Raw genomic sequence first — 12,272 nt, forward strand, 5'->3', positions numbered from 1 at the left:
TAACTAAGTTATGCTTTTTTATGATATTATAATTAATATGCCCATTTTAAGTATACTGATCCCCAGGTGAAACCGCCGCCAAATGCAGCTAAAATGATGTTATCTCCTTTCTTCAATTTACTCTCCCATTCCCATAGGCATAAAGGAATAGTTCCATTTGTTGTATTGCCGTAACGCTCAATATTTATCATTACTTTTTCAGGCCCAATACCCATTCTTGAAGCAGTCGCGTCAATGATGCGCTTATTTGCCTGATGCGGGACCAACCAGGCAACATCCTCAGATGTCAAATGGTTTCTCTCCATAATTTCAGCAGCGACATTGGACATGTTGGTCACCGCAAATTTAAATACGGCCTGACCTTCCTGATATACAAAATGTTCGTTATTGTCAATAGTTTCGTGAGAGGCAGGACGGGCTGAACCACCGGCTTTCTGATGAAGAAATTGTTTGCCGGAGCCATCGCTTTTCAGTATAGAATCTATTACTCCATTTCCTTCATAGTTTGGCTCTAGCAATACGGCACCGCATCCATCACCAAAAATGATGCATGTCGTACGATCTTCGTAATTGACAATGGAAGACATTTTATCTCCCCCAACAACTAAAATCTTTTTGTGTTTGCCAGATTCAATAAATTGAGTGGCTGTGGATATACCATAAATAAAACCTGAACAAGCAGCCTGTAAATCAAATCCCCATGCATTTTTCGCTCCAATTTTATCAGCAAGGATATTGGCAGAGGCAGGGAAGGGTAGGTCGGGCGTTGTTGTACAAAAAATGATCAATTCAATCTCTTCGGCTCCGATTCCACGCTTTTTCAATAGGCCATTAACGGCATGAACCGCCATGTCAGAAGTTCCCAGACCTTCCCCCTTTAGTATCCTTCGCTCTTTAATTCCTGTTCTGGAGGTGATCCACTCGTCTGTCGTATCTACAATAGACTCCATTTCTTTATTAGTCAGAATGTAGTCCGGGACGTAGCCATTAACAGCCGTAATCGCAGCGTGAATTTTACTCATTTCTTATTAATTGTTAAATGCAGCCTGTATTTTCCCTACTAAGCCATTGATAATCATGTCTCTAGACTGAAGAATCATGTTTTTAACAGCCGTAGGACTTGATATTCCATGCCCTATAACTACAGGAGCATTTACGCCAAGTACTGGACTACCACCGTAGTTCTCATAATTAAAGCGGTCAAAAAACTCATCTTTCAGACCTCTCTTTTTAGTGAGTACGTAAAACGATTCAGCCAACTTTAGCATGATATTGCCCGTAAACCCATCGCAAACTATCACATCTGCCTTTTCGTTAAACAAATCTCTTCCCTCCACATTACCTACAAAGTTAAAGAGTCCTGCGTCTTTCATTAATGGGAAGGTCGCAAGACTTAACATATTGCCTTTTTCGTCTTCCTCTCCAATATTGATCAAGGCCACTTTTGGATTTGGTATTCCCATTACATTTTCTGCGTACATGCTGCCCAATACGCCAAATTGAAGCAATACATCTGGTTTGCAATCTGCATTAGCACCAACGTCAACCATCAGTCCCACGCCGCCGCTTAATTTTGGCAGAAACGTGGAAAGGCAGGGGCGGATAATGCCTGAAATAGTTTTTACACTAAACACGGCACCAACAAGCATAGCGCCAGAGTTACCGGCACTAGCAAATGAATCAATCTTACCTTCTTTAAGAAGCTGATAGCCAACGGAAATACTTGAATTGGATTTTTGAACAATGGCCTTGGTGGGGTGCTCGCCCATACCGATTACTTCTTCGGTATGTACATATTCAAAGTGATCGGGGTTAAATCCGTTTTCAGCGAGCAAAGGCTTAATTTGAGCTGTGTCTCCAATAAGCACAATTCGCTCACCAGGAGATAACAGTGGATGGGCCGCTATCGCTCCTAAAACATTTGCTTTAGGAGCATAGTCTCCACCCATTATATCGAGACCTATTTTCATAGTAAAAATCAGTTTGTGTATGAGGCAATAAGTGCCGTTATTTTAGTCTCTAAGTTAAAGCTTAAGAGACTGAAAACACAAACTATTTTCAGAAATTAAGCTATCGCGGTGTTTTCAATAACCAATTTACCGTTGTAGTACAAGCTACCATCAACGTTGTATGCGCGGTGAGGAGTGTGTATTGCTCCTGTTGTTTGACAAGTAGATAAAGAAGGAGTTTCTGCTTTATAGTGAGTTCTTCTTTTATCTCTTCTGCTTTTAGAAATCTTGCGTTTTGGATGTGCCATTGCTGATTTATTTAATTATTATTTTAATTTTTTTAATGCTGACCAACGTGGGTCCTCATCTTGTTTTTCTTCTTCTTCACTATGAGATCCGATCGCGAAGCTTTCCAGTTTTGCAATCATCTCCTGGTCGCATTTCTGGCCATCGCCATTCTGCTCGCATATTTTAATATAAGGAACCCCTACGGTGATGAACTCATAAATTAAGTCAGCAATATCAAGCTCACTTTCTTTTTTATTGAGCATGATGATTTCCAAGTCATCACTTTCCAAGCCATCTTCAGCAAACTTTACAATCTGCCTTTCGTGGATACTTATTGGTGCATTGAATTCTGCCAAACATTTATCACAATCTAAAACTATAGTCCCGTTTATCTGGAACTGTAAGATCAGCATGGTTTCCTGCTTGTCTAATTCAACTTCTACTTTTAATTCTCCTTTTTTTACTAAAGAGTAATCATAAGCATCGAAAAAGCTGTTATCAATCTCAAAATCAAACTGATGTTTGCCAATTTTTAAGCCTGTAAAGGGGATCGAAAATTGTTTTAATGGTCTCAATGATAACAAAATTTTAGCCCGCAAATGTAAGAATTAATTTCATTTAGTGCAAATAGTTTTGTAGTCTAATTTGCATCGTCTTTTAAATCAAAAGCAGTTTCGACGAGTTTACCTCCACTACGAAGCTGATTCTTTAAAAGTTCTTCCTGTTCTCTTCTGCGTTTCACAATATGAATTGCAGAAAATATAGCTTCAATGAATGAAGTTGGATCAGCTTCATTCTTGCCGGCAATATCATAGCCCGTTCCATGATCCGGAGAAGTGCGTACAAACTTCAGTCCAGCTGTGTAATTTACGCCTGTGCTAAAAGCCAGCGTTTTAAATGGTATCAAACCTTGGTCATGATACATTGCTAACACAGCATCGAACTGCTTGAAGCTCCCCTTTCCAAAGAAACCATCCGCAGGATATGGTCCGAAACAAATGATTCCTTTATCGAAAGCCTCCTTTATTGCAGGAATAATAACCTGTTCCTCTTCTGATCCCAGAAGTCCACTGTCTCCCGCATGCGGATTTAACCCCAAAACAGCAATCTTCGGTTTCTCAATCCAGAAATCTTTTTTCAAGCTTTCATTCATCAAAACCAACTTCTTCATAATCTTGTCTTTCGTGATGCTCTGCGCTACGCTTGTCAATGGAATATGACCGGTGACTACGCCAACACGCAAATCTTCACTTAACAAGAACATCAAAACATCTTTACTCCCACTACGTTCCTGAAGATATTCAGTGTGCCCTGGAAAATTGAATGTTGCTGATTGTATATTATGTTTATTAATAGGCGCCGTAACTAATGCGTCAATCGCTCCACTAACAAGGTCATCAGTTGCCTTTTCAAGAGAGGTCAACGCATATTTACCGCCTATTTCATTGGCAACACCAAGATCGATCTTCACATCTTCCTCCCAGCAGTTGATCATATTGACCTTTTTGGGGTTAGCCGTTTCCGGACTGCTGATCACGTTGAAAACAAAATCACCCATCCCAAGTGCCTTTCTATGATAGGATACAACCTTGGTATGTCCGTAAACTATTGGGGTACAATAATCAAGAATTTGCAGTTCCGCTAACGACTTCATGATCACTTCTAATCCGATGCCGTTTACATCGCCAATGCTAATTCCGATTTTAATTTTATCACTCATGTCCAAATAGAAATATGGTGCAAATTACAGAATTTCAACCTAATGTTAGGCCGATACTGATAAAACTTTAGTTATTTTGCAGCTTTTAACACTTCTAGCTATGAGTTTGGTAAAGGCGAAAAAACATCTTGGGCAACATTTTTTAACTGATAAAAAGATTGCCGCAAAAATTGTCAATGGCCTTGTTCATACCGATCAGTATACGCAGGTTCTAGAAGTGGGACCAGGGATGGGAATTTTGTCAGACATCCTTCTTGAGCGTACAGACCTGGAAACTTACCTGATAGACATCGATGTGGAGTCCTATCATTTCCTTCAGGAAAAATATCCTCAGCTTGGTAAGAGACTGATCAACGGAGACTTTTTAAAACTCAACCTATCGGAGATCTTCCCCGGTAAATATGGCATCATAGGAAACTTCCCGTATAATATCTCCTCTCAGATCCTATTTAAAATATTGGAAAATAGAGAAAGCGTGGTGGAGATGGTTGGTATGTTTCAAAAGGAAGTTGCCGAGCGTTGTGCTTCGAAAGAGGGGACAAAAGATTATGGAATCTTGAGTGTTCTTATACAAGCATATTACAACATAGAGTATCTATTTTCTGTAAAGCCAGGGACGTTTAATCCCCCGCCTAAAGTGAATTCTGGTGTAATCAGGTTGAGCAGAAATGATGTGGAAACCTTACCATGTGATGAGAAGTTCTTTTGGAGAACCGTAAAGGCAGGGTTCAATCAAAGGCGAAAAACGTTACGCAATGCACTTTCAGGAGTGGTGCCGAAAGACAAAATGGACGACCATGTTTTCTTTGATAAACGTGCAGAACAGTTGAGTGTTGGAGACTTTATTTCCTTAACCCAGCATTTAACATCACTCATGCAACTCTAGCCTTTATTCTGCGTTTTTTTAGTAGAAAAATTAATTTTAGTTACAGCACCATGATAAAAAAGATTTTGATAGTCGACGACCTTCATCCTACTTTCAAAGAACAAGCAGAAATATTAGGCTTCGAGGTTGATGACCGCCCCCAGATTACTAAAGCCGAGATCTTTGAAGTGATTAAGGATTATGTTGGCATCGCTGTTCGTACGAAATTCAGACTGGATAAGGACTTCTTTGACGCGGCTTTAAATCTTGAGTTTGTGGCCAGAGCTGGTGCCGGCCTGGATAACATAGATGAAGTGATAGCCAAAGGAAGAAATATAAAATTGCTTAATGCTCCTGAAGGAAACATGGATGCAGTGGGTGAACATGCTACGGGCTTACTGCTGTCTTTAATGAATAATTTACGGATCGCAGATCAGCAGATCAGAAACGGTATATGGGATAGGGAAGCTAATCGAGGCTACGAATTGAAAGGCAAAACCGTGGCGATAATTGGTTATGGTTTTATGGGTAAGAGCTTTGCAAAAAAATTGAAAGGCTTTGAAGTAAATGTGATTGCGTACGACAAATATAAGACGGGTTTTTCTGATAAATTTGCAAAGGAGGTTAGCATGGAAGAAATTGTAAGACAAAGCGACGCACTCAGCCTTCATGTTCCATTGACTTCTGAAACCAGACAAATGGTTAATGAAGAGTATTTATTCCATTTTCGGAAGCCTATTTTCTTTATTAATACAGCTCGTGGAGAAATTGTTAATACCAGAGCTATTTTAAAAGCCATAGATCAGAAAAAAGTCCTTGGAGCTGCACTAGATGTATTAGAAGTTGAAAAGTTTCCAATACTTGCAGAACAGGATTGGTACGCTGATCTAATCAGAGCTAAGAATGTAATCCTTACTCCTCATGTTGGAGGCTGGACCTTTGACTCCTATCGTAAAATATCTGAAGTTCTCGCATCCAAATTAAGTACTATATACTAATTGAATACACCTAAGATAAGGGATTAATATAGGATCGTGTTTAGAGTCAAGATACAATTTTCTGCTTTAATTTGCTTTTGTGGTATAGCCATATTATCTTCGTTTTAATTGAAACAAGACTATGTAGGCGAAATAGCCGATGTAGTCTTGTTTGCTTTTTATAGGAATTAACAATAACAAAAATAGCTATGACAGAGGTAACATATTATACCCAAGATGGTTTAGATAAACTAAAAGCAGAGATTCATCAAATGAAGACCATAGGCAGACAGCAAATATCTAAAGCGATAGCTGAAGCTAGAGATAAAGGTGATCTTTCTGAGAATGCAGAGTACGATGCAGCTAAAGAAGCGCAGGGTTTACACGAGGCGAAAATAGCAAAATTGGGAAATACACTTTCTACAGCAAGACTAATAGATGAGTCAAAATTGGATTTGTCCAAAGTGCTTGCGCTTTCCATCGTAAAGATTAAAAACATTAAGAATGGCACAACCATGTCTTACCAACTGGTGGCGGAATCAGAGGCTGATCTGAAAACAGGTAAGATCTCTGTGAAATCGCCAATAGCCCAAGGTTTGTTAGGTAAATCGGTAGGTGACAAAACGGAGATACAAGTTCCTGCCGGGAAAATTGAGTTTGAAATTTTAGAAATAACCAGATAATTTAAAAGACATGTCAACCATTTTTTCCAAGATTGTTAATGGGGAACTCCCAGCTCATATCGTAGCAGAGACTACTGAATTTCTTGCCTTCCTGGATGTTAATCCATTGGTGATGGGGCACGTATTAGTAATTCCTAAAAAGGAAATTGATTACATCTTTGATATGGATGAAGAAAGTTATTTCGGACTCACGCTATTTGCTAAAATCGTTGCGAAAGGACTCAAAGACTCTTTCCCTTGTAAAAAAATAGGTGTAGCCGTAATTGGTTTAGAAGTCCCTCATGTGCATATTCACTTAATTCCTATGAACGAAGTGAATGACATGAACTTCAGCAGACCTAAACTTTCTCCTTCTAACGAAGAATTAGAAGAGGCTGCCCTAAGGATTAAAGCAGCACTGTAAAAGCTATTTTAACTTAGGATTGTTTTTGTGACGATCCGAATCACGTATATTTTTCTTGACCAGATTCTTCTCAAGTGAGCTGGTCAGGTCTATACCTGTTTGGTTAGCAAGGCAGATCAATACAAATAACACGTCGGCCATTTCATCTCCCAAGTCCACAGCCTCATCACTTTTCTTAAAAGATTGCTCTCCGTATTTTCTGGACATGATTCTCGCCACCTCGCCAACTTCTTCCATTAAGATTGCCGTATTAGTCAATTCGTTAAAATAACGTACGCCAGTTGTAGTTATCCACTGATCTACAGTTTCTTGAGCTTCTTTAATAGTCATGGTGCTTTACTCCTTGTTTTTGGTGTCAATGATGATTGTTACAGGACCGTCGTTTAATAAGGAAACTTTCATGTCTGCCCCGAAAATACCGGTCTCTACTTTTTTCCCAAGCAGTGATGACAAACGCTCAATCATCCTTTCGTACATTGGTATTGCTTTGTCTGGTCTTGCTGCTCTTATGAATCCAGGCCTGTTGCCTTTTTTTGTAGCTGCGTACAAGGTGAATTGACTAATTAACAAAATGCCCCCATCTACGTCCGATAGTGCTTTATTCATCAGGTTATTTTCATCACCAAAAATACGAATGCCATGTATCTTGCCAGCAAGCCATTCCAGGTCCTCCAGAGTATCGGCATCTTCTATGCCAAGAAGTACCAGTAGGCCAAGGCTGATGCTGCCTGTAACTCTACCTTCCACAATGCAACTTGCTTCCGTAACCCTTTGTATAACTGCCCGCATCTTTAACTTATGCTTAAAATTTTATGCTCTTGTTTCGTTACCATGAAAAATGCTAAGGTAGCTTTCGTAGCGGCTGATTTCAATCTCTCCATTTTCTACAGCTTCCACGACAGCGCAACCTGGCTCATTTACGTGCCTGCAATTGTTAAACCTACATTCATTAATTAATGCGCGCATCTCTCTGAAATAATGGCTCAGTTCTTCTGGTCTGATGTCGAAGATTCCCAGTTCACGAATACCAGGCGTATCAATAAGATAACCGCCAAATGGCAAGGTGTGCATCTCCGCAAAGGTCGTCGTATGTTGCCCTTTGTCGGTTGCCTCCGAGACATCTCCAGTTTTGATAGACCGACCGGGAAGTAAAGCGTTGATCAGGCTAGATTTTCCAACTCCTGAATGCCCGGAAAATAAGGTAGTTTTATCCTTTAGTAGGGATTCAACCAATGATATGTTCGTTCCTGCAAGAGCAGAAACAGAATAACATGGATAGTCTAGATTCTCATAAATACTTTTATACTCATCAAGTATTGACAACCCTTCTTTATGGAAAAGATCTAGTTTATTAAAGATTAATACCGCCGGAATGCTGTATGCTTCAGCTGTTGCCAAAAAGCGGTCTATAAAGCCCAATGAGGTTCTCGGTGAAGCGAGCGTAACTACCAAAAACGCCTGATCCATATTGGCGGCAATGATCTGCGCCTGCTTAGATAAATTGATGGATTTCCTGATGATGTAATTCTTTCTTTCATGGAGTTTAAATATTACCCCCTTGTCAGAGTTTGGCTCCATTTCAAACTCTACTATGTCGCCAACTGCAATTGGATTAGTAGTTTGAATGCCTTGGATCCTAAATTTACCTTTGATCCTGCAATCATAATTGTTGCCATCTACACCATGTACATTATACCAGCTGCCTGTCGATTTAATAACTAATCCTTGCATATAATGGGCAAAGGTAAGAATTCAGCAACTGAATTAAATATTTTAATAATCATTTGCTTATTAGAATAATATAACTTTACTTTACGCCACAGCACAGTTAGTGTAAAAAATACAATGTATAACAACTCAACAATTACTGCCATTATCACCACCACCGGGATTACTCGGAGGAAGGCAAACTAATGTGGTAACTGAAAAAGATAAACACCATAAGAAGCGCCTTCCTGTAAAAAGGGAAGGCGTTTTTTTTATAACCTAATATTATGAATATTTTAAAATTTGGAGGTACATCTGTTGGTTCGCAAGAAAGCATAAATGCTTTGATCGCTTTGTTAAAGCCAAATGCTGAATCAGAGTATCCGGTCGTCGTATTGTCTGCGATGAGTGGCATCACGAATGAGCTTCTTGAAATGGCGGAGAATGCCATGAACCTGCAAGAATACAGCACCAATCTTAAAGAAGTAGAAGAAAAACATTTCAAAGTTATCCGAGCCCTGTTACCTGCCTCTGCACAAAATCCAGTGCTTACCAAACTGAAGATCTTTTTTAACGAACTGGAAGATATCCTTCAATCTGTCTACAATCTGAGGGAATTAAGCCCCCAAACTAAAGACTTGATTTTGAGCTATGGTGAGCGTTGCTCAACAGCAATGATTAGCCACATAGCAAAACAAGAGTTTCCAGAAGCTATCTACGTTGACGGATCTGAGCTGATAAAAACAGATAACAACTTCGGACAAGCGAAGGTCAATACCAACCTTTCTGAAATGCTGATTAAGGATTTCTATACTACCAATAAGGGTAAATTGTTGTTCGTTACCGGTTTTATATCAAGTAATGACGAGGGTCGCGTGACCACATTGGGTCGCGGGGGAAGCGATTACACTGCCGCCATTTGGGGTGCCGCATTGAATGCTGAGGAAATTCAAATCTGGACCGATGTGGATGGTATGCTTACAGCAGATCCACGTATTGTAAATAAAGCCTTCTCGCTGCCAGAACTCAGCTATACAGAGGCAATGGAGCTTTCTTATTTTGGGGCTAAAGTGATTTATCCGCCAACAATGATCCCAGCGTTCTTAAAAAGAATCCCTATTGTGATCAAAAATACTTTCAACGTCGACTTTCCGGGTACTTACATCAGGCATGGCGTTAGTCCTTCTAACTTGCCGATAAAAGGGATTTCTTCTATTGATGAAATTAGTATTCTGAACCTTTCCGGTAGCGGTATGGTTGGTAAAGCCGGTTTTAGTGGACGTTTATTCTCTCTGCTTTCTCGAGAGCAGATCAACATCGTGTTGATTACTCAATCCTCTTCAGAGCATAGCATTACTTTCGCGGTTAAACCAGCAGATTCATTAAAAGCCCTTAGCTTGATCAATAAGGAATTTGAATTGGAACTGCAGGTGAAAAAACTAGAATATCCTGAGGTAGAAAACGGCCTTTCTATTTTGGCTATTGTAGGAGAAAACATGAAACGCACGCCGGGTATGTCTGGCAAACTTTTCAATGCCTTAGGTCGTAATGGAGTTAACGTTAGAGCCATTGCTCAAGGGTCTTCAGAGTATAATATATCTGTAATCATTTCAAAGGCAGATCTTTCCAAAGCAGTTAATGCTGTCCACGATGCTTTTTACGCTGACCTTAAGAAAACATTGCATGTGTTTTGCCTTGGAACAGGTAACATCGGTAAAACATTATTCCAGCAACTGGAAAATCAGATGTCTTTTCTTGCGGATAACAATGATTTGCAGGTTAAAGTCATGGGCATCAGTAATACCAGGAAAATGTTGCTCAATCCAAATGGAATTAACTTGAACAACTGGGAACAAGAGTTATTTGAGCAGGATATGGCCGCAAGTTTGCCTGATTTTATTAAAAAAATGAGGGCCATGAACTTACCTAATTGCGTCTTTGTGGACAATACAGCTAGTCAGAATCCGGTAGATTTTTATCTGGACATCCTGCAGTCGAGTATATCTGTGGTTACCTGCAATAAGATCGGTAACTCTGCGGAATATGAACAATATGCTGCGTTTAAACAAGCAGCAAGAACATATGGTGTTGATTTCTTTTACGAAACGAACGTTGGAGCTGGATTACCCATTATCCGTACGTTAAGAGATTTGATGCTAAGTGGAGATAAGATCTCCAGAATTGAAGCGATCCTATCCGGAACAATATCTTATATTTTTAATAATTATAAAGAAGGCGTACTCTTTCACGAGGTAGTCAAAGAAGCGCAAGATAAAGGGTACACGGAACCAGATCCGAGAGACGACTTAAATGGAAAGGATTTCATGCGTAAAATGCTCATACTTGCTCGCGATGCAGGATATCCCCTGGAAGAAAAAGATATCGAATTACAAAATATGCTTCCACCGTCCTGTATGGCAGCAGATACTGTTGCAGATTTCTACAAAGAATTGGAGAACAACACCGATTACTTTGAGAATTTGAAAAACACCGCGGCTGCGGATAAAAAGGTATTGCGCTACATCGGTAAAATGGAAAATGGTAATGTTTCTATTACCCTTCAAATGGTAGACCAGAACCATCCATTCTTTACACTGTCTGGAAGCGATAACATCATTTCATTTACTACAAACCGATATAAGGACCGACCGTTAGTTGTAAAGGGCCCTGGGGCAGGCGCAGAAGTTACTGCAGCCGGCGTGTTTGCCGACATCATCAACGTAGGTAAAAGATAATATTCAAATGAGAAACTCAATTAAAGTTTTTGCCCCTGCAACTGTTGCCAACGTTGTTTGCGGTTATGATGTTTTAGGCTTTGCTGTAAATGCACCGGGCGATGAAGTAGTGATGCGCCTTACAGAAACCAAAGGCATCATAATTTCAAAGATCACCGGTGACGGAGGTAAACTTCCGCTAAGTCCAGAAAAGAATACCGTGAGTGCCAGTGTTCAACATTACCTGAACCACATTGGTAAACCGGATTTTGGGCTTGATATCGAACTTCATAAAAAAATGCCTATAGGGAGTGGCCTCGGTTCCAGCTCTGCAAGTACTGTCGCTGGTTTATTTGCCGTCAACTCACTATTTGATAATCTCCTTACTAATCAGGAGCTAGTTCCTTTTGCAATGAAAGGGGAGGAGTTGGCCTGTGGCTATGGACATGCAGATAATGTTGCGCCAGCACTAATGGGTGGTTTTGTGCTGATCAGAAGCTATGAACCTTTAGATATTATTAGTCTGCCCCATCCTGAAGATATGCATGCTGCAATTGTCTATCCTGAAGTAGACGTGCCAACAAAAGACGCCCGGCAAATGATTCGCTCAAAAGTATTATTGAAAGATGCCGTAACCCAATGGGGAAACGTAGCAGGCTTGGTAAGTGGTCTGTTTATGAAGGATTATGACCTGATTGGACGTAGTATGACAGATGTGCTGGTAGAACCTACGCGCGCCATCCTGATTCCTGATTTTTATGTCTTGCGGCAATTGGCACTGGGCGCGGGTGCAATCGGATTTGGTATTTCAGGCTCTGGACCCTCCGTATTTGCGCTAACAAAAGATGCCGAAACAGCCAACAAGATCACAGAAAAACTGCAGAGTCATTTGAAAGGATTAGCCATCAATAGTCTTTCATTCGTCTCGGAAGTAAATAAAAAAGGTCCGGTAATACTGGACTAGTC

At 40.1% G+C, this 12,272-nt stretch carries 14 protein-coding genes; 6 read left to right on the forward strand and 8 right to left on the reverse strand.

What is annotated here, in order from left to right:
• Positions 1-32 precede the first annotated feature (32 nt).
• From ACHFIZ_RS12885 to pdxA, 5 genes are all read right to left on the reverse strand, one after another.
• A complete protein-coding gene (locus tag ACHFIZ_RS12885; protein ID WP_410886471.1) occupies positions 33-1,022 on the reverse strand; it encodes a beta-ketoacyl-ACP synthase III in 990 nt (329 codons plus the stop codon).
• A gap of 6 nt (positions 1,023-1,028) precedes the next feature.
• Positions 1,029-1,970 carry a phosphate acyltransferase PlsX gene (gene plsX / locus ACHFIZ_RS12890; RefSeq protein ID WP_410886473.1) on the reverse strand — a complete coding sequence of 314 codons (942 nt, stop codon included), beginning with the start codon at positions 1,968-1,970 and terminating at the stop codon, positions 1,029-1,031.
• Between the two features lie 95 nt (positions 1,971-2,065).
• The gene (rpmF, locus tag ACHFIZ_RS12895) at positions 2,066-2,257 is read right to left on the reverse strand and encodes a 50S ribosomal protein L32 (protein ID WP_410886475.1); all 192 of its coding nucleotides are present in this window, start codon (positions 2,255-2,257) and stop codon (positions 2,066-2,068) included.
• An 18-nt stretch (positions 2,258-2,275) separates the two neighbouring features.
• Positions 2,276-2,812 carry a YceD family protein gene (locus ACHFIZ_RS12900; RefSeq protein ID WP_410886477.1) on the reverse strand — a complete coding sequence of 179 codons (537 nt, stop codon included), beginning with the start codon at positions 2,810-2,812 and terminating at the stop codon, positions 2,276-2,278.
• A 65-nt stretch (positions 2,813-2,877) separates the two neighbouring features.
• The gene (pdxA, locus tag ACHFIZ_RS12905) at positions 2,878-3,957 is read right to left on the reverse strand and encodes a 4-hydroxythreonine-4-phosphate dehydrogenase PdxA (RefSeq protein WP_410886479.1); all 1,080 of its coding nucleotides are present in this window, start codon (positions 3,955-3,957) and stop codon (positions 2,878-2,880) included.
• 100 nt (positions 3,958-4,057) lie between these two features.
• Here pdxA and rsmA point away from each other — a divergent pair, with 100 nt between their 5' ends.
• The 4 genes from rsmA (at position 4,058) to ACHFIZ_RS12925 (ending at position 6,885) form a co-directional block, all read left to right on the forward strand.
• Positions 4,058-4,843: a 16S rRNA (adenine(1518)-N(6)/adenine(1519)-N(6))-dimethyltransferase RsmA gene (gene rsmA, locus ACHFIZ_RS12910; RefSeq protein ID WP_410886481.1), complete on the forward strand. Its 786-nt coding sequence runs from the start codon at positions 4,058-4,060 to the stop codon at positions 4,841-4,843.
• A 50-nt stretch (positions 4,844-4,893) separates the two neighbouring features.
• Positions 4,894-5,820 (forward strand): NAD(P)-dependent oxidoreductase, encoded by a 927-nt coding sequence (locus ACHFIZ_RS12915; protein ID WP_410886483.1) that lies wholly within the window; start codon positions 4,894-4,896, stop codon positions 5,818-5,820.
• Between the two features lie 188 nt (positions 5,821-6,008).
• Entirely contained in the window at positions 6,009-6,482 is a 474-nt protein-coding gene (gene greA / locus ACHFIZ_RS12920) for a transcription elongation factor GreA (protein WP_410886485.1), read from the forward strand.
• 10 nt (positions 6,483-6,492) lie between these two features.
• Complete coding sequence (locus ACHFIZ_RS12925; RefSeq protein ID WP_410886487.1) at positions 6,493-6,885, forward strand: HIT family protein; 393 nt, start codon at positions 6,493-6,495, stop codon at positions 6,883-6,885.
• Positions 6,886-6,888: 3 nt separating this feature from the next.
• Here ACHFIZ_RS12925 and ACHFIZ_RS12930 read toward each other — a convergent pair whose 3' ends face one another.
• Genes ACHFIZ_RS12930 through rsgA form a run of 3 tightly spaced genes read right to left on the reverse strand, consistent with a single transcriptional unit; the run spans position 6,889 to position 8,616 of the window.
• The gene (locus ACHFIZ_RS12930) at positions 6,889-7,215 is read right to left on the reverse strand and encodes a nucleotide pyrophosphohydrolase (protein WP_410886489.1); all 327 of its coding nucleotides are present in this window, start codon (positions 7,213-7,215) and stop codon (positions 6,889-6,891) included.
• Positions 7,216-7,221: 6 nt separating this feature from the next.
• On the reverse strand, positions 7,222-7,674 hold the full coding sequence (gene dtd, locus ACHFIZ_RS12935; protein ID WP_410886491.1) for a D-aminoacyl-tRNA deacylase: 453 nt from the start codon (positions 7,672-7,674) through the stop codon (positions 7,222-7,224).
• A gap of 21 nt (positions 7,675-7,695) precedes the next feature.
• Entirely contained in the window at positions 7,696-8,616 is a 921-nt protein-coding gene (rsgA, locus tag ACHFIZ_RS12940) for a ribosome small subunit-dependent GTPase A (RefSeq protein ID WP_410886493.1), read from the reverse strand.
• Positions 8,617-8,879: 263 nt separating this feature from the next.
• Here rsgA and thrA point away from each other — a divergent pair, with 263 nt between their 5' ends.
• Complete coding sequence (gene thrA, locus ACHFIZ_RS12945) at positions 8,880-11,327, forward strand: bifunctional aspartate kinase/homoserine dehydrogenase I (protein ID WP_410886495.1); 2,448 nt, start codon at positions 8,880-8,882, stop codon at positions 11,325-11,327.
• Between the two features lie 7 nt (positions 11,328-11,334).
• Entirely contained in the window at positions 11,335-12,270 is a 936-nt protein-coding gene (locus ACHFIZ_RS12950) for a homoserine kinase (RefSeq protein ID WP_410886497.1), read from the forward strand.
• The last annotated feature ends 2 nt before the right edge of the window (positions 12,271-12,272 follow it).

Origin of the sequence: Pedobacter sp. JCM 36344 (assembly GCF_046546555.1) — a bacterium.
Lineage (GTDB): Bacteria > Bacteroidota > Bacteroidia > Sphingobacteriales > Sphingobacteriaceae > Pedobacter.